At 60.4% G+C, this 15,626-nt stretch carries 20 protein-coding genes and 1 other RNA gene; 12 read left to right on the top strand and 9 right to left on the bottom strand.

Annotated features, from left to right (window positions below; translation table 11 throughout):
* Positions 1-157 precede the first annotated feature (157 nt).
* On the bottom strand, positions 158-337 hold the full coding sequence (locus B8V81_RS18415; protein WP_028599497.1) for a hypothetical protein: 180 nt from the start codon (positions 335-337) through the stop codon (positions 158-160).
* 88 nt (positions 338-425) lie between these two features.
* Complete coding sequence (locus B8V81_RS18420; RefSeq protein WP_028599498.1) at positions 426-659, bottom strand: hypothetical protein; 234 nt, start codon at positions 657-659, stop codon at positions 426-428.
* A gap of 178 nt (positions 660-837) precedes the next feature.
* On the opposite strand from B8V81_RS18420, the gene B8V81_RS18425 reads away from it, so the two are divergent.
* The 6 genes from B8V81_RS18425 (at position 838) to B8V81_RS18450 (ending at position 4,848) form a co-directional block, all read left to right on the top strand.
* Positions 838-1,590, top strand: a complete 753-nt coding sequence (locus B8V81_RS18425; RefSeq protein WP_228551392.1) for a class I SAM-dependent methyltransferase — start codon at positions 838-840, stop codon at positions 1,588-1,590.
* Between the two features lie 103 nt (positions 1,591-1,693).
* The gene (locus B8V81_RS18430) at positions 1,694-1,891 is read left to right on the top strand and encodes a cold shock domain-containing protein (protein WP_028599500.1); all 198 of its coding nucleotides are present in this window, start codon (positions 1,694-1,696) and stop codon (positions 1,889-1,891) included.
* 274 nt (positions 1,892-2,165) lie between these two features.
* Positions 2,166-2,483, top strand: a complete 318-nt coding sequence (locus B8V81_RS18435; protein WP_028599501.1) for a hypothetical protein — start codon at positions 2,166-2,168, stop codon at positions 2,481-2,483.
* Between the two features lie 23 nt (positions 2,484-2,506).
* Positions 2,507-3,589, top strand: coding sequence for a tetraprenyl-beta-curcumene synthase family protein (locus tag B8V81_RS18440; protein WP_028599502.1), 1,083 nt, complete (start codon positions 2,507-2,509; stop codon positions 3,587-3,589).
* A gap of 64 nt (positions 3,590-3,653) precedes the next feature.
* Entirely contained in the window at positions 3,654-4,622 is a 969-nt protein-coding gene (gene pfkA, locus B8V81_RS18445) for a 6-phosphofructokinase (protein WP_028599503.1), read from the top strand.
* A gap of 22 nt (positions 4,623-4,644) precedes the next feature.
* Positions 4,645-4,848 carry a DUF3906 family protein gene (locus B8V81_RS18450; protein WP_028599504.1) on the top strand — a complete coding sequence of 68 codons (204 nt, stop codon included), beginning with the start codon at positions 4,645-4,647 and terminating at the stop codon, positions 4,846-4,848.
* A gap of 140 nt (positions 4,849-4,988) precedes the next feature.
* Here the strand turns inward: B8V81_RS18450 and B8V81_RS18455 are convergent, their stop codons facing one another.
* The 3 genes from B8V81_RS18455 to B8V81_RS18465 form a co-directional block, all read right to left on the bottom strand.
* Positions 4,989-6,176 (bottom strand): putative glycoside hydrolase, encoded by a 1,188-nt coding sequence (locus B8V81_RS18455; RefSeq protein WP_101808934.1) that lies wholly within the window; start codon positions 6,174-6,176, stop codon positions 4,989-4,991.
* Between the two features lie 127 nt (positions 6,177-6,303).
* A complete protein-coding gene (locus tag B8V81_RS18460) occupies positions 6,304-6,498 on the bottom strand; it encodes a hypothetical protein (protein WP_028599506.1) in 195 nt (64 codons plus the stop codon).
* 142 nt (positions 6,499-6,640) lie between these two features.
* On the bottom strand, positions 6,641-7,471 hold the full coding sequence (locus B8V81_RS18465; protein WP_028599507.1) for a YitT family protein: 831 nt from the start codon (positions 7,469-7,471) through the stop codon (positions 6,641-6,643).
* Positions 7,472-7,641: 170 nt separating this feature from the next.
* Here B8V81_RS18465 and cshA point away from each other — a divergent pair, with 170 nt between their 5' ends.
* A complete protein-coding gene (cshA, locus tag B8V81_RS18470; RefSeq protein WP_101808935.1) occupies positions 7,642-9,273 on the top strand; it encodes a degradosome RNA helicase CshA in 1,632 nt (543 codons plus the stop codon).
* Positions 9,274-9,462: 189 nt separating this feature from the next.
* On the opposite strand, the gene yjcZ is transcribed toward cshA, so the two are convergent.
* Positions 9,463-9,573 (bottom strand): sporulation protein YjcZ, encoded by a 111-nt coding sequence (gene yjcZ, locus B8V81_RS18475; protein ID WP_084137398.1) that lies wholly within the window; start codon positions 9,571-9,573, stop codon positions 9,463-9,465.
* A 165-nt stretch (positions 9,574-9,738) separates the two neighbouring features.
* Between yjcZ and B8V81_RS18480 the strand changes: the two genes are divergently transcribed.
* The 3 genes from B8V81_RS18480 to B8V81_RS18490 all read left to right on the top strand — a co-directional run bounded on the left by B8V81_RS18480 (position 9,739) and on the right by B8V81_RS18490 (position 11,253).
* Positions 9,739-10,518 carry a YesL family protein gene (locus tag B8V81_RS18480; RefSeq protein WP_028599509.1) on the top strand — a complete coding sequence of 260 codons (780 nt, stop codon included), beginning with the start codon at positions 9,739-9,741 and terminating at the stop codon, positions 10,516-10,518.
* Positions 10,519-10,562: 44 nt separating this feature from the next.
* A non-coding RNA gene (gene ssrS / locus B8V81_RS18485) (6S RNA) lies at positions 10,563-10,748 on the top strand.
* 115 nt (positions 10,749-10,863) lie between these two features.
* Complete coding sequence (locus B8V81_RS18490; RefSeq protein WP_028599510.1) at positions 10,864-11,253, top strand: DUF1499 domain-containing protein; 390 nt, start codon at positions 10,864-10,866, stop codon at positions 11,251-11,253.
* 55 nt (positions 11,254-11,308) lie between these two features.
* Here B8V81_RS18490 and tpx read toward each other — a convergent pair whose 3' ends face one another.
* Complete coding sequence (gene tpx / locus B8V81_RS18495; RefSeq protein ID WP_043111525.1) at positions 11,309-11,821, bottom strand: thiol peroxidase; 513 nt, start codon at positions 11,819-11,821, stop codon at positions 11,309-11,311.
* Between the two features lie 103 nt (positions 11,822-11,924).
* On the opposite strand from tpx, the gene B8V81_RS18500 reads away from it, so the two are divergent.
* Positions 11,925-12,557, top strand: a complete 633-nt coding sequence (locus tag B8V81_RS18500) for a rhomboid family intramembrane serine protease (protein WP_028599511.1) — start codon at positions 11,925-11,927, stop codon at positions 12,555-12,557.
* Positions 12,558-12,712: 155 nt separating this feature from the next.
* Here the strand turns inward: B8V81_RS18500 and B8V81_RS18505 are convergent, their stop codons facing one another.
* Together B8V81_RS18505 and B8V81_RS18510 are read right to left on the bottom strand one after the other, a co-directional pair.
* Entirely contained in the window at positions 12,713-13,378 is a 666-nt protein-coding gene (locus tag B8V81_RS18505) for a zinc metallopeptidase (RefSeq protein WP_101809458.1), read from the bottom strand.
* Positions 13,379-13,420: 42 nt separating this feature from the next.
* Positions 13,421-13,858: a MerR family transcriptional regulator gene (locus tag B8V81_RS18510; protein ID WP_028599513.1), complete on the bottom strand. Its 438-nt coding sequence runs from the start codon at positions 13,856-13,858 to the stop codon at positions 13,421-13,423.
* A 429-nt stretch (positions 13,859-14,287) separates the two neighbouring features.
* Here B8V81_RS18510 and B8V81_RS18515 point away from each other — a divergent pair, with 429 nt between their 5' ends.
* On the top strand, positions 14,288-15,622 hold the full coding sequence (locus tag B8V81_RS18515; protein WP_373864127.1) for an ammonium transporter: 1,335 nt from the start codon (positions 14,288-14,290) through the stop codon (positions 15,620-15,622).
* Positions 15,623-15,626 lie beyond the last annotated feature (4 nt).

Below are 15,626 nucleotides of genomic sequence, written 5' to 3' on the forward strand. Positions count from 1 at the left end.
GGGATGGGCGGGCGCGGCGGCGGGCGGCGCGCCGGCGGCGATGCGCGGCGGAGCTCCGCCCAGCAGGGTCAGCGACAGCAGCACGGGCAACCATTTCATTCGGCAGGCCTCCATCGGGAACAAGAATACCCTTTAGTATGCCTGCCTGGGGCTTGCCTTATGTTCCCATGCGGAACAAGGAGGCGACGAGGAGCACGAACGCGATCGAGACGAGCGCGATCGCGCTGATCGCGAGCGGCTTGCGCACTCGATCCGGCAGCGACGACCGGTTCATGAGGACGATCGCGGCCAGGCAGAAGCTGGCGATGATGAAGATGACGGCATTGGTGGTGTCCATCCGGGCAAGGCTCCTCCATTTTATGGGAATTGATCCGGGGATGCGTGTAACCTTCGTGAAGGGCGGGGAGTAATCCTGCCGCCGGCTCTTAGACCTCGCGCAAATTTTGCAGAATCGTCTGCAGCTCTTCCTCGCGGCCTTCGAACTTCTCCGGACGGAAGCGGCTCTCCGCCCAATGCATCAGCTCCGGACGGCTCAGGAACGTATGGCATTCCTCGCCCCATTGGTCGGAAATCTCCCTTGCGATGATCGTCTTGCCGTGGACCTCGACGTTCAGCATATTGTATTTGTCGGTCTTGTAGATCAGATGTTTTTTGATCATGACGATAAATCCCCCTTCATGTGTCGGACTTGCTATCCCTTCATCATAGCGCTAAAAATCGTTGCAAAGCAAACAAGAGGTGGATTAGCATGGAAATGCATCCCTCCTTTTCGAAAAAGGGATGCTCCGCCGTCGCCGCGAGAGCGGCGGGGAAGACGAGAAGAGGAGAGATGAACGCATGAACCCATTCATGAGCAGGGGCCGCGAGCCTGAATCAAATCCGCCATCGTTCAGCCGGGAGCGCTACGAGCAGTCGGGCGTGGCGATGACCTGCCGAAGCTTCGCGGAGTACGCCGCGATGTTCGGCCTCGAGCCGGAGGCGTTCCATGGAATCGCCGTCGCGGATGTAGCCGCAGGAGCATCTTCGTTCTGCGCCGGCGCGAGGGCGGCGGGAGCGGATGCTTATGCCTTCGATCCGCGCTTCGGCGAGCCGCTCGGCAGCTGGGCGCAGTCGGCCCGGGAGGAGATCGAGCTGTCCACGGCCAAGCTGGACGCGCTGAAGGAGACATTCGACTGGAGCTACTACGGCACGCTGGAGCGCCATCATGCGGAGCGGATCGCTTCCCTGGAGCGCTGTCTGGCCGACCGAGCCTCGGTGGAGGCGGAAGGAAGATATTTGGCGGCGATGCTGCCGACTCTGCCTGCGCCGGACGGGAAGTTCGACCTCGTCTTCTGCAGCCATTTCCTATTTCTATATGCGGAGCAGTTCGGCTACCGCTTCCATCGCGACGCGGCGTTGGAGCTGATGCGCGTCTGCCGGCCAGGCGGCACGGTGCGGATCTACCCGCTGCTGTCGCTGGCCGCCGAGCCTTATCCGGAGCTGGAGCGGCTGCTCGACGAGATCCGCGCGGCCGGCGGACGGCCGGATCTGAAGCCCTCGAGGCTGCCTTTTCTGCCGCAGTCGACCCATTTTCTCGAAATCGTCCGGTAAAGAACGGCTATAGCCGTCTCGACCTCATTGCAATCAGGGAGTGGCGAGTGTATAATGGGCTTATTCGCTGCTTCAAGCAGCGTCATTTTAGGAGGTTGTTCATTTGAAAGGAACAGTTAAGTGGTTCAACGCAGAAAAAGGCTACGGCTTCATCCAGGTTGAGAACGGCGAAGACGTATTCGTTCACTTCTCTGCGATCCAAGCAGAAGGCTTCAAGTCCCTCGACGAAGGCCAAGAAGTTGAATTCGACATCACGGACGGCAACCGCGGTCCTCAAGCTGCGAACGTAGTCAAGCTGTAAGATCCGCTTCGTCGGATTCGCTTATTATAGAGCAAGATAAGGCCCCTTTCGAGGGGCCTTATTTTTTTTGCCGAGCGGCCTCCGGCCGCCAGCGGCGGCATCCGTCAAGCGGACCGGCGGCTGGCGCTTGATTCGTCTATGCGTTTTGTCTCCCCGCTCGGGACCGGAATCCCGGCTCGATCCCCCTTTCGCGGCCCACGCGGCGGTGATCGTTTTCCGCTTCGACACTGGATTTTAAGGCATCAGGATGGTAAAGTATCAATGGAGGTTTACCATGAGGGACCGTTTCTTCGTACCGGACGCCAGGCTCGGCATCGACTTGCCCCGCCTGGATCGGAATTGGGATCAATATGACGCCGCGGAGCAGATGGGGATCGTGGAGCAGTGGGAGCTGATCCGCGGCCGCATTCCGGACGTCATTTTCGCTCTGGAGAGACAGATCGTCCTCCTGCAGCGGGAGCTGGACGAGGAGGAGGACTTCGCTCGCTCATGCCGCCTCAATTCCGACATCGCCGAGCTGGCGAGCCGCATCAATGACCTGCATATTTGGTACCGCGTCAATCAGGAGATTGAAGCGCGGCGCCATTCCTGACGACCGCTAGGAGGGCGCCTCGAATGAACGACAGGACGATCGGAGCCGTCAAGGCTCCGTCCAAGCCGATGAACTTGATGTACCGCGTCTACCGCTATGTGCTGCCCGGCGTATCGGCAGAGCTGGCCGCCCTGCGCCGCCGGGCGGAGCTCATCCCCGATCCCGAGCTGCGGACGCAGGCGCTCGCGAGCATGAGGGACAAGCGGTTCCACTGCCAGGGCGGCTGCGTCTACGCGATCCTAGATCCGTCCAAGCGCCGCCTGCTCATTCCGCTGATCGTCGCGCTGCAGACGATCAGCGACTACCTGGACAATCTATGCGACCGCAGCACCTCGCTCGATCCGGACGACTTTCGCCTGCTGCATCGCTCGATGCTGGACGCGATCGACCCGGACGCCGAGCTGACGAACTATTACGCGCGGAGGGCCGAGCAGGATGACGGCGGCTATCTGCATCATCTCGTGCGGACTTGCCAGCAAGCCGTGCGCCGGCTGCCCGGCTATGCGGCCGCGCAGCCCGAGGTCGCGCAGCTCGTCTCGCTGTACGGCGACCTGCAGGTGTACAAGCACATCCGCAAGGACCTGCGCGAGGAGCAGCTGCTCGCCTGGCGGGAGCGGCATCGGCAGCTCAGTCCCGAGCTTCGCTGGAACGAGTTCGCCGCCGCGACGGGCTCGACGCTCGGCATGTTCGCGCTGTTCACGGCCGCCGTGGATCCCGGCCTGACGCCGGAGGGCGCCGCCCGCGTGCGAGGCGGCTATTTCCCGCATATATGCGGCCTCCACATTCTGCTCGACTATTTGATCGATCAGGAGGAGGACCTGGCCGGCGGGGACCTCAACTTCTGCAACTATTATCGGGATACCGAGGAGGCGGCGGCGCGCATCGGCGCCATCGTCGAGCAGGCGCGAGCGGATGCGCTCGCCTTGCCCGACCCCGGCTTCCACCGCTTGATCGTCGAGGGGCTGCTGGCTCTGTATCTGTCCGATCCCAAGGTGGGCGGCCAGGAGGACGTGAAGCGGGTGTCCCGCGCGCTCATGAAGGGCAGTCCGCTCGCCCGGCTGTTCTTCCTGCTCAACAGCGTCTGGATCCGCCGGATCCGGGCCTAGCGCGCTTCCGAACCGGTTTCTTTTCTTTTTGCACCTATACTAATGCGTCATTGGAGGACCTACTATGTCAGCAGTCAAATCCATTGCCGTCCTTACGAGCGGCGGAGATTCCCAGGGGATGAACGCGGCGGTGCGCGCTGTCGTGCGCAGCGCCCTTTATCACGGCCTGGACGTATACGGCGTGCAGCGCGGCTATCAAGGACTGATCAACGACGATCTGCGTCCGATGGACCTGCGCAGCGTCGGCGACATCATCCAGCGCGGCGGCACGATCCTGCAGACGGCCCGCTGCAAGGAGTTCATGACTCCCGAGGGCCAGCAAAAGGGCGCCGAGGTGCTGCGCGAGCGCGGCATCGACGGCCTCGTCGTCATCGGCGGCGACGGCTCGTACCAAGGAGCCAACAAGCTGAGCAAGCTCGGCATCAAGACGATGGGCCTGCCGGGCACGATCGACAACGACATTCCGTTCACGGACTTCACGATCGGATTCGACACGGCGGTGAGCATCGTCGTCGACGCCATCAACAAGCTGCGCGATACGATGACGTCCCATGAGCGCTCCTCGATCGTCGAGGTCATGGGCCGCCACTGCGGCGACATCGCCCTGTACGCGGGCCTGGCGAGCGGAGCGGAGACGATCCTCGTGCCGGAGGTGCCGTACGATCTGGACGAAGTCTCCCGCCGCATGCAGGACAATTTCCGCCACGGCAAGCGCCACAGCATCATTATCGTCGCTGAAGGCGCCGGCAAGGGCCAGGACGTCGCCGACCATATCACGAGCTGCTGCGGCATCGACCCTCGCGTCACGGTGCTGGGCCACATCCAGCGCGGCGGCTCTCCGACCCACAACGACCGCGTGCTGGCGAGCCAGCTCGGCGACTTCGCCGTGCGCCAGCTGATGGCGGGCGAGTCGGCCAAGTCCTGCGGCATCATCAAGGGCGAGCTGACGGCGACGGACATCGACCTGGTCGTCAACACCAAGAAGCCGTTCAACATGGACCTGTACAACCTGGCCCTTCGCCTGTCCCAATAAGCCGCAGAGGAGGGCGAGCCCCTTGTTCCTGTACAAAATCGAGCTGCAGCTGCCGGAAGGCAAGCAGGCGCATCTGATCGTGCTCGCGGCGAGCGACGAGAAGGCGTTCTCCTACGTCGAAAGCCATGCGCAGCGCCATTTCCTGCATACCCCCGAGCTTCAGTCGATCGCCATCGTCGAGAAGAAGCGGCCCGAGCCGGGCAGCGGCTATCTGATCGAAGGCTGATCCGCTTCGCGCGCCGAGCGGCCGCGGCGTCCACCATGGACGCCGCGGCCGCTTTTTTTGGCTTGGCGCGGCAAAAAAAGCGGGAGGAGGCAGGTTTCCCTGCCGCCTCCCGCTCGCAATAAAGGCGGATGAGTCCGGCGTTACTTATAATTCGCTTCCGTGTAGTTGTTGCCCGCGTTCCAGAGCAGGTATTCCTTGACGCCCGTGTCGTGGAGCGCCTTGATCTGCGCCTCGACCTCGGCCTTGCCGTACTTGATGTAGTTGCCCTTGCCGAGCCAGCTCGCCGTGAAGTCTTGAATCCAAGGGCGGATGACCGGCTTGAAGCTGCCGATCGGATCGAGCTTCTTGTGCGTATCGACCATCGAGCCCTTGATGACGTCGTACGGCTTCGTATCCGGCGCCTTGGCGCCGTACCAGCCGGTCGAATAGTGGCTCGGGTAGACCATCGGACTGATGACGTCGACATATTTCGAGATTTTGACGAAGTCCTGGCCGATGCCCTCGGCAGCCGGGACGGAGGCGGCGTAGCCGAAGATGTCGACCGAGACGCGGACGCCGAGATCGGCCATCTGCTCCCGCGCGTACTTGACGAATCCGGCGACCGCGTCGACGCGGCTGATGTCGGTCTTCTCATACTTGAGCGAGTCGGCTTTTTTCTCGAAGCCTTCCGGAAAGCGCACGTAATCGAACTGGATTTCCTTGAAGCCGAACTTGACCGCTTCCTTGGCGACGGCGATGTTGTAGTCCCAGACTTCCTTGGAATAAGGGTTGACGAAGCTGTCGCCCTTGCCGTTCTTCCAGACGCTGCCGTCTCCGCGCACGAAGCTCAGCTCCGGATTTTTCGCCGCGAGCACCGTATCCTTGAAGACGACGATACGGGCGATCGGATACACTTTATGCTGCTCGAGCGTCTTCATGAGGCCCGGGAGATCCTTGATGTATTTCTTGGCCGTGCCCATCTCCAGCAGCTCGGGATTGTCGGTCGGGTAGGTGATGTAGCCGTAGTCGTCCTTGATGTCGACGACCATGCTGTTGAGCTCCGTCCGGTCGAGCAGCGAGAGCAGCTTCTCCAGCCGCGCGCCGCCGGCGCTGTGCGCCGTCGCGTAGATGCCTTTGACCTCGGGCGCGTCCGGCTGCGGATCCTTCTTGACGAACTCGCCGCCGGCGTCCGGAGCCTTGACCTCCGCGGCCGGCATCGCGATCACCGGCTTGCCCGCGGCCGCGTTCACATAGGACGCCATCATCTGATGAGAGGCGTCCGACTCCGGACCGGTCCCGCCCGACATCAGCTGCATCATCAGCAGCATCGTTGAATACACCATTTCCATTCTGTTCTCTCCCTATGTACTCTTCTCATGAAATTATAAAACAAGATCCGACAAGCTGACACAAGAAATTTCAGCTAAAAAAGGCCCGCCTGGCGGCGGGCCCTCGGCCTTCTCGGATCGAGAAGGGTCAATGCAGAAGCGTCAGCTTCTGGTATTCGCAAATGCTGTGCTGCACGATCTCCATCGCGTCAGACGGCTCCAGCACGGACAGTCCGTCCCGGAGGACAATCTTGAGATCAAGCTCATGCGCCGTAAGGAAGGAATGAAGCTCAGGCGCCAGCTTTTCCACAATCCTCGAAAGTTTGACCGTTTCCACTTCCACCTTGCATCACCCTTTCTCATTCAGATAACAGGGCAGAACGCTGGGCATGAAACAATGAACTACGGGATAGCTCCAGTATACTCCAATGCGGAGGAGGAAGAAAGGGAAGGGGCCACAAATCCGCTTCCGCCTCTTCCTCCGGTCAGCCGTTGCGCCGGAAATCGCCCATGACGCCGACCGTCTCCACGATATTCACGAACGCCTTCGGATCGAGGCGCCGGACCATCCGCTTCAGCTCGTCGAGCTCGTAGCGGGTCGTCACCGTCATCAGCATGTCGCGCTCCTCGGAGGAGAAGGCGCCTCTCGTCTTGACGATCGTCACGCCGCGCGGACGGGAGAGCATCTGCTTCAGCAGCTCCTCCGTCTTCTGCGTCACGATGAAGGCCGTCACCTTGAGGTGGCGGATATGGACGAGGTCGACGACTTTCCCGGCGGTGAAGATGGAGATCAGCGAGTAGAGCGCGATGTCCCAGTTGCCGGTGAAGACGACGAGGATGCCGATGACGAGGCCGTTGAGGATGAAGATCATCATGCCGACGGGGAGGTCGCGGCTGCGGCTGACGATCGACGCGATGATGTCGAAGCCGCCGGACGAGCCTCCGGCGCGCAGGCAGAGGCCGGTCCCGAATCCGAGCAGCAACCCGCCGAATACCGAGGCGAGCAGGATGTCCTGCGCGACCGGCTGGACAGGGATGAGCTGCATGAAGGCGCTGGCGGCGACGACGGAGTAGCTGCTCCAGAAGACGAAGCGGCGGCCGAGCGTGAACCAGCCCCAGGCGAGCACCGGAACGTTGAGCGCCAGGTACAGCCAGCCGATGTTGCTGCCGGTCAGGTAGCCGATCATCATGGAGATGCCGGAGATGCCCCCGCTCAGCAGCTGCTCCGGAATCAGGAGGATATTGAAGGCGGCCGCGATGAGCATCGAGCCGGCCGTAACGGCCAGCCAGGAGGCCAATGCTTGGTAAGGCTTCATGCTTCCTCCGTTTCCGCCGCCGGAGGCTTGTCCCCTGGGCGGCCGTTCCCTTTGCATACGCCCGTAGTATGGCTGTTTGCCTGCGACTGGTATTCACCAGGTTCTTTGTGCTATACTTAACAGGATATTTTTGAAGCGAGCTTCGCAAAGAGAAGGAGTTTGAATAAGATTTGAAAACATTTGCTGAATTTGGCCTCGACGCTAAGGTGTTGCAGGCAATTACGGAGCTGGGATTCGAGGAATCCACGGCAATTCAAGATAAGGCCATCCCGATCGCCCTCGCAGGCACCGATCTCATCGGCCAGGCCCAGACGGGCACAGGCAAGACCGCAGCCTTCGGCATCCCCCTCATCAACAACATTCCGACGACCGAGGATCGCATCGTTGCGCTCATCATGACGCCTACCCGCGAGCTGGCCATCCAGGTCGCCGAGGAGATCGGCAAGCTTTCCCGCTTCAAGGGCATCCGTTCCCTTCCGATCTACGGCGGACAAGAGATCGGCCGCCAGATCCGCGCGCTCAAGAAGCGTCCGCAGATCATCATCGGCACCCCGGGCCGTCTGCTCGACCACATCAACCGCAAGACGATCAAGCTTGACGACGTCCAGCACGTCGTGCTTGACGAGGCGGACGAAATGCTCGACATGGGCTTCATGGAGGACATCACGTCCATTCTGAGCCTCGTGCCGGAGCAGCGCCAGACGATGCTCTTCTCGGCGACGATGCCTCCGAACATCCAGCGTCTCGCCCAGCAGTTCCTCAAAAATCCCGAGCATGTCTCGGTCATCCCTAAACAGGTTACCGCTCCGACGATCGACCAGGCCTACATCGAAGTGCACGAGCGTCAGAAGTTCGACGCCCTGAGCCGCTTGCTCGATATGGAAAGCCCAGAGCTGGCGATCATCTTCGGCCGCACGAAGCGCCGCGTCGACGAGCTGAGCGAAGCGCTGCAAAAGCGCGGCTACTCCGCGGACGGCCTGCATGGCGACCTGAGCCAGAACCAACGCGACAACGTCATGCGCAAGTTCCGCGACGGCAGCATCGACGTGCTCGTCGCGACGGACGTCGCGGCTCGCGGCCTCGACGTATCCGGCGTGACGCATGTCATCAACTTCGACCTCCCGCAAGATCCGGAGAGCTATGTCCACCGCATCGGCCGTACGGGCCGCGCCGGCAAGGAAGGCACGGCATGGAGCTTCGTGACGCCGCGCGAGACGGATCACCTGCACTTCATCGAGAAGGTGACGCGCCAGCGCATCTCCAAGAAGCCGGTTCCGTCCATCGCGGAGGCGATCGAGGGCAAGCAGCGCATCACGGCGGAGCGCATCATCGAGATCGTGCAGACGGACAGCTTCCAAGAGTACAAGGGCATCGCCATCCAGCTGCTGGAGCAGTACGACTCCGTCAATGTGCTCGCTTCGGCGATCAAGCTGATCACCGGCGAGAAGAAGGACGTCAGCATCGAGCTGACGCCGGAAGATCCGATCCGCGCCAAAAAGCGCCGTCCGGATGTACGTTCGAGCGGTCGCCGCTTTACGGGCAGCGGCTACGGCGGCAATCGCGGCGGCACTGGCGGCGGTACTGGCGGCGGTACTGGAGGCAGCGGCAGCGCTCCTCGTGGACGCAGCGGATACGGCAGCGGCAGCAGCAGCTACGGCGGCAATCGCGGCGGCAGCCGTGACGGCTACAAGCCGAGAGGCGAGGGCGGCCGCAGCTACGAAAGCCGCGGAGAGAACCGCGGCAACAGCGGCGGCGGCGACCGTCGTCCCAAGTTCTCCTCGGACGACTTCGTCAACCAATAATCCTGCACGATGCGTCTAGACGAAAAGCCGGGACAACCGCATATGCGGCCATCCCGGCTTTTCGTTTGCAAAGAAGAAGGTGCATCGCCGTTTCATGCCTAGCCCCGATTCAGCGGAGTCGCCTTCCGGACCGAGCTTATCCTGCCTGGCAGGAATCCCGTAGTCCGGTCTCGGTCGGCATCCGTCGGATCAGTACCAGAATGCACGTGTGATGATGACCAGAAGAATGAACAGGACCAGAATGGCTCCCGTGCTGTATCCGCCGAAGCCGCCACCGAATCCTCCGTAAGCTGCGCCCATATCGACACCTCCTATGAAATGGATTGATTTGGGTGAAGCTGATGTCAGTGTATGCGGGGGACAGTTGTACGGACAGGACGAATGCCCGGTCTCGATATAGTTGGGCTTCTGCTGCGATACGCGGTATAATAGAAGCAATAGTCAGCTGGGGGGAATGAGTACGACATGGAAATGAGAGGCATTATGGGCGGCTTCTACCGCCTTTCCGAATGGATCATGAGGCTTGCGGTCATCAATCTGCTGTGGGTCGTCTGCTCCTTTCCGTTTGCGTTTTTGGTGCTGACCGCATTCCTTTCCACGGGGATCGAAGATGTCGACGTCGCGGCAAGCTTTTTCAGCTGGATGTTCCTCGCGCTCGTCGTCGCCCCGTTCACGCTGTTCCCGGCGACGTCCGCGATGTTCGGCGTCGCGCGCAAGTGGGTCATGGGCGACCTGGACGTGCCTTTGTTCAAGACCTTTTTCCGGACCTACAAGGAAAACTATGTGCAGAGCATGGTCGGCGGCATCTTGTATGCGCTTCTATTCGCCATCATGATCGTCGATTACCGGGTATATATGAACAATCCGAGCCTGCAGCTCGTCTCGTACATCTTCATCGGCCTGATGCTGCTGCTGTCGATCTCGGTGTTCAATTTCTTCTCGATGGTCGTGCATTATCACATGAAGACGTTCCAGCTGCTCAAAAATGCGATCCTCATCACGATCGGGCGGCCGCTGCGCTCGTTCTCCACGGCGATCGTGGCCGGGTTCATCCTGTATATCAGCTTCACGAAGATCACGTTCCTGATCCCGTTTTTCATGGGCAGCTTGATCGCTTACTTCGCATTCTGGAACTTCTACCTCGTCTACCAGAAGGTGCAGTCCCAGCTGGAGGAGAAGAATCGGCTCGCCGCGGAAGAAGCCGACGTCGTGGATACGGAGCTTGGAGAGGGCGCCAAAAAATAAAGCGGCGAATTTTACTTTTGCGGCCGCAAGGCTTATAATAGCTATACATCCTGCGATGCTCGTTACGGCTTTAAATTGTTTTGAACCAATGGCTGTTTCCCGGGAGTTCAACATCGATGTGCGGCTGACACGCCTTCATTTCATGGAGGATCTCAAAGGCAGATCTGCGGACACCCACCTGCGAGAGCGGGTTCAGAAACAAGCAAGCCGGACGGCATCGCGGGACTTAATTCTAGAGTTCAAGACGACTCTGACAGCTGTCAGAGCCTTTTTTTTGAAACGGCATGCCTGATGCCGACATACGAGCCACACCCTTATACATAGAGGTCGGAGGGGGAATCATCCTTGCTGAAACGGACGCTTTTCGGTTTGCTGCGCAGCTTCGAGCAGTCGGGGGATAAGGCGAAGGATCCGCTGCTCAAGTCCCATTACTACAAGCTCTCCAAGGACAAGGCTTTTGACGAGGTTCTAAGCACGCTCAAGAAGATGCAGGGCTACAAGGTGCTGCATGACGTGCCGTCGGTCGGCGAGATCGTACTGGAGAAGCGGACCGTCACAGGCCGGACGATGGACATCACCGTCTCGGTCATCGGTACGGGACCCGTCACATCCGCGGTCGATATCTACTCCGCTTCGCGGGGCTCCCTCGGGGATCTCGGCGCCAATTACCGGGTCATTCTCGATATTTACCGCACCCTGGACAAAAAGCTGGCGGCCGTCAAGACGACCTCCTGAACAAGCAAAAAGCGAGCGAAGGACATCGTCCCTGCTCGCTTTTCTGTTCCTGGCGCTACAGCAGCGCGCGCACCGCTTCGACAGCGGCTTCGTAATTCGGATGCTCGGTCATCTCGCCGAGCACCTCGACATAACGGATCGTGTCGTCGGCGTCGAGAACGAAGATCGAACGCATGTCGAGGCCGAACTCCTTGATGTAGACGCCGTAGGCTTGGCCGAACTCATTGCCCTTGTAGTCGGAAAGAAGGACGACTTTGTCGATGCCCGCCGCGCCGCACCAGCGCGCCTGGGCGAAAGGCAGATCCGCGCTCACCGTCAGCACGGCCACGTTGTCGCCGAGCTTCGCGGCTTCCTCGTTGAAGCGGCGGGTCTGGGCGTCGCAAACGCCGGTGTCGATGCTCGGCACGACGCTGATCAGCTTGATCTTGCCTGCATAATCGCCGAGCGTGGCCGTGTCCACGAGCGATTTGTTGAGGGTGAATGCAGGGGCTTTGTCGCCTGCCTGAAGCTGCGGGCCGACCAGCGTGATCGGGTTGCCCTTGAAGCTTGCTTGACGTTCTTGAGCCATCTGATATGTCCTCCTTCATTTGCAACAATGGAATAGGAAATGCCTTCTCATTATAAACATTCGCCAACCCGGTTGTCCAATCGGGAAAGAAGGGGAGAGCCTCATGATTTTCCTGCGCTACGAAAGCTTTCGGGGATACCTGAAGTCGTATCCCGTCACGTCGATCCTGATCGCGCTGAACCTGATCCTGTTCGCCGGCCAGCTGCTGACGAACGACCGCCTCACCTACGATCTGATGTTCATCCAGTGGCAGGATCAGCCCGGCTATGCCGACAATGCCTTCGGCCTCCAGGAGCCGTGGAGGTACATCACCTCGATTTTCGTGCACGGCAGCCTGCAGCATCTGTTCTTCAACCTGTTCGCCTTGCTCGTTTTCGCTCCGCCGCTGGAGCGGCTTATCGGCGCCTGGCGCTACACGCTGCTGTACGTGCTGAGCGGCATCGCCGGGAACGTGCTGTCCGCGGTCGCGATTACCGGAGTCCAGTCGTCTCTCGGCGCGTCAGGCGCCATTTACGGCGTTTACGGCGCCTATCTGTTCATGGCGCTGCACCGCAAGGGCATGATGGACGAGAGCTCGGTCAAGACGGTCTACATGATTCTGATCCTGGGCGTCGTGTCGCTGCTGTTCTATTCCAACATCAACTGGTATGCCCATCTGGGCGGCCTCATCGGCGGCTATCTGATCTACGCCGCGATGGACAACAAGGAGCGCTACCGCCGGGCCCGCCAGCGTTGAGGCGGGGGTTGCGGCAACCCTAGCCATGCCCCCCATGCGGCGCTGATCAGCCGCGTGGGGCGTTGCAGGAGCTGGCCTCGCATAAGAGCGAGTCCTGCTCCGCCAAACGAAAAGCCCCTTCCGTCTGGAGACGGAAGGGGCTTTTCGTTTGCGTGTTATTCGCGGTTGCTGAAGAAGATCATGATGTACTTGACCAGCTCCAGCAGAGAGATGAGGGCGGCCGCGACGTAGGTCAAGGCGGCGGCGTTGAGCACTTTGGATACGCCGCGCTCTTCCTCGTTGGAGATGAAGCCCTCGGATACCATCAGCTCGCGGGCGCGGCTGCTGGCGTTGAACTCGACCGGCAGCGTGATGAGCTGGAACGCGACGGCGACCGAGAAGAAGATGATGCCGATGCCGATCAGGCCGGTCGCCTGGAACAGGAAGCCGCCGATCAGCAGGAACGGCGCGATGCCGGAAGCGAAGTTGACGACCGGGAAGATCCGGTGGCGCAGCGTCAGCATCGGGTAGCTCACCTTATGCTGGATCGCGTGGCCGACCTCGTGGCAGGCGACCGAGATCGCCGATATGGAGCTCTCGTAGTAGACCGGCTCCGACAAGCGGACGACGCGGTGGATCGGATCGTAGTGGTCGCTCAGGCGGCCCGGAACCGGCTCGATCGGCACGTCGTACAGTCCGTTCGCGTCAAGCAAGCGGCGCGCGGCCTCGTAGCCCGTCAGGCCGCTCATCGCCTGCACCTCGGACCAGCGGTTGAACGTGCCCTTGACTCTGAACTGCGCCCAGATCGACAGAGCGAAGGCGATCAGGATCAGGAAGTCCATCGGATGAAAAAACAAGGCAATCCCTCCATCTTTCTTCGTTGGCTACATGAAATTGCCCTTGTTCAGAATCAGCATCAGCGCCTCGATGCATGCCGCGGTCTGCGGGATGAGGCGCTTGACGGCTTGGTTGGCCTGCTTCGGCTTGAGATTCTGAATGACGGGCTCAAGCTCCTTGACCTCGCGCTCGAGCTGCGTCAGATGCAGCTCGAGATCGCTGAGTCGCTGCGTGACCTGGGACACGGATGAGACCTTGGTCCAGCTGTCCAGGGCTTGCTTGATTTCGTCCAACGTATATTTTTCTTTCTTCAACTGTTCTATACGCTGGAGGCGTTCCAAGGTTTCACGACTATAGAGCCGATAATTGCCCTCGCTGCGGGCTTCGGGCTGGATCAAGCCTAGCTTCGTGTAGTAGTCGATCGTTCTGGAGCTGACCTCAGCCTGCTTGGACAATTCACCGATCTTGAGCAGTTGTTCAGCCATTTCTCCTCCACCATCCTTATCAAACCCTTGCTTCTCTATGAAAACTATGATAATCGGTAAGCCTTCATGCCGTCAAACCCAGCCGTTTCCTGTTGCCGGTCCAGCGAGGGAGAAAAGCGGGATTGTCGAGAAAGCTTACATGAAGGCTGGATGCATCGCATGACTTCTGACGGATCGGTTTTTCATCCTGGTTTCGCGGCAAAACCGAAGGATAGCCTGGGAGGATCGTCCGTTCTCGCTGAATGTGGGGGGAAAACTTAACATTCGTTACGATATGAAAGGGGAACGTTTGATATTCTTTTCGTTTCTGAAAAATAGGTTATTGTCAAAGCAGGTACTTCTGACTATAATGGCATTAAGTCTTTCATCACACGTTAGAGAACATTACATTAGGGAGTGGTCGTAGTGGTCAAAAAGATGCTGATTTCCATGAGCGCATTGCTGGTGCTTTTCCCGGCGATGGCGTTCGCAGAGGATCCTTCGGGAGCGACGCTCAACATGGGTCTAAATGCCCTGTGGGTCATGCTGGCGGCGATTCTGGTCCTGCTCATGCAAGGAGGATTCATCCTGCTGGAGACGGGCTCGACCCGCATGAAGAACGCCGGGCACGTCGCCGGCAAGACGATCTTCACGGTCGGCCTTTGCTCGCTGGTCTACTGGGCGCTCGGCTACGGCATCGCCTTCGGAGGCTCCGGCAACGACTTCTTCGGATGGGGAGACTTCTTCTTCGATCCGGCCAAGACGTCGGTCGACAACGGCCTTCCTACTACGGTCTTCTTCCTGTTCCAGCTCGCTTTCGCGGCGGTATCGCTGTCGATCGCATGGGGCGGCTTCGCGGAACGCGCCAAGCTGTCCGTATACTTGATCTTCACGATTCTGTTCACGGCTCTCATCTATCCGGTCGTCGCGCACTGGATCTGGGGCGGGGGCTTCCTCGCCCAAGACGGCGCGCAAGACTTCGCAGGCTCTACGGTCGTCCACTTGACCGGCGCCCTCGCCGCTCTGGCAGGCACGATCCTGCTCAAGCCGCGCATCGGCAAGTTCAACAAGGACGGCTCCGCCAATGAGATCCTCGGCCACAACCAAGTGTTCACGGCGCTGTCGGTCCTCATCCTGTGGGTAGGCTGGTTCGGCTTCAACGCCGGCTCCACGGTCGCGATCGGCGACGGCTTCTTCGGCTTCGTCGCCTTCAACACCCAGCTGGGCGCAGCCGGCGGCGCAGTCGCGGCGCTCCTCATCTCCTGGGCGGTGCTGGGCAAGGCGGACATCGGCACGACGCTGAACGGCGCGCTCGCCGGCCTCGTCGCCATCACAGCCTCCTGCGCCTTCGTCGATCCATGGGCGGCAGTCGTCATCGGCTTGGTCGCCGGCATCCTCGTCTTCTACAGCGTCCGCTTCTTCGAAAAAATGAAAATCGACGATCCGATCTTCGCCCTCTCCGTGCACGGCGCGGCCGGCATCTGGGGCACGCTCGCCAACGGCATCTTCGCCACGGAAGAGCTCGCCACCAAAGTCGGCGTCGGCCAAGGCGGCCTGATCGATACCGGCAGCTGGCATCAGCTGTGGGTCCAGTTCGAGAGCGTCGTCATCTGCGGCGTGTTCGTCCTCGCCGCGAGCTTCATCCTGCTCGGCATCATGAAGGCCATCATGGGCCTGCGCGTCACGGAGGAGCAGGAGATCGCCGGCCTCGACCTGAGCGAGCACGGCAACTACGGCTATCCGGAGCAGCTCAAAAAACCTTCCGGCCAGAATATCCAAGCGTAGCGGA

It is taken from the genome of Paenibacillus pasadenensis (genome assembly GCF_002864175.1).
GTDB lineage: Bacteria > Bacillota > Bacilli > Paenibacillales > Paenibacillaceae > Paenibacillus_O > Paenibacillus_O pasadenensis.

Coding starts and splice junctions, on each gene's coding strand:
- B8V81_RS18440 (WP_028599502.1), top strand. CDS start 2,507: ATGAACGACAGGACGATCGGAGCCGTCAAGGCTCCGTCCAAGCCGATG.
- tpx (WP_043111525.1), bottom strand. CDS start 11,821: ATGGCTCAAGAACGTCAAGCAAGCTTCAAGGGCAACCCGATCACGCTG.
- B8V81_RS18505 (WP_101809458.1), bottom strand. CDS start 13,378: ATGGACTTCCTGATCCTGATCGCCTTCGCTCTGTCGATCTGGGCGCAG.
- B8V81_RS18425 (WP_228551392.1), top strand. CDS start 838: ATGAACCCATTCATGAGCAGGGGCCGCGAGCCTGAATCAAATCCGCCA.
- B8V81_RS18500 (WP_028599511.1), top strand. CDS start 11,925: ATGATTTTCCTGCGCTACGAAAGCTTTCGGGGATACCTGAAGTCGTAT.
- B8V81_RS18435 (WP_028599501.1), top strand. CDS start 2,166: ATGAGGGACCGTTTCTTCGTACCGGACGCCAGGCTCGGCATCGACTTG.
- B8V81_RS18465 (WP_028599507.1), bottom strand. CDS start 7,471: ATGAAGCCTTACCAAGCATTGGCCTCCTGGCTGGCCGTTACGGCCGGC.
- B8V81_RS18510 (WP_028599513.1), bottom strand. CDS start 13,858: ATGGCTGAACAACTGCTCAAGATCGGTGAATTGTCCAAGCAGGCTGAG.
- pfkA (WP_028599503.1), top strand. CDS start 3,654: ATGTCAGCAGTCAAATCCATTGCCGTCCTTACGAGCGGCGGAGATTCC.
- B8V81_RS18480 (WP_028599509.1), top strand. CDS start 9,739: ATGGAAATGAGAGGCATTATGGGCGGCTTCTACCGCCTTTCCGAATGG.
- B8V81_RS18420 (WP_028599498.1), bottom strand. CDS start 659: ATGATCAAAAAACATCTGATCTACAAGACCGACAAATACAATATGCTG.
- B8V81_RS18455 (WP_101808934.1), bottom strand. CDS start 6,176: ATGGAAATGGTGTATTCAACGATGCTGCTGATGATGCAGCTGATGTCG.
- B8V81_RS18415 (WP_028599497.1), bottom strand. CDS start 337: ATGGACACCACCAATGCCGTCATCTTCATCATCGCCAGCTTCTGCCTG.
- B8V81_RS18515 (WP_373864127.1), top strand. CDS start 14,288: ATGAGCGCATTGCTGGTGCTTTTCCCGGCGATGGCGTTCGCAGAGGAT.
- yjcZ (WP_084137398.1), bottom strand. CDS start 9,573: ATGGGCGCAGCTTACGGAGGATTCGGTGGCGGCTTCGGCGGATACAGC.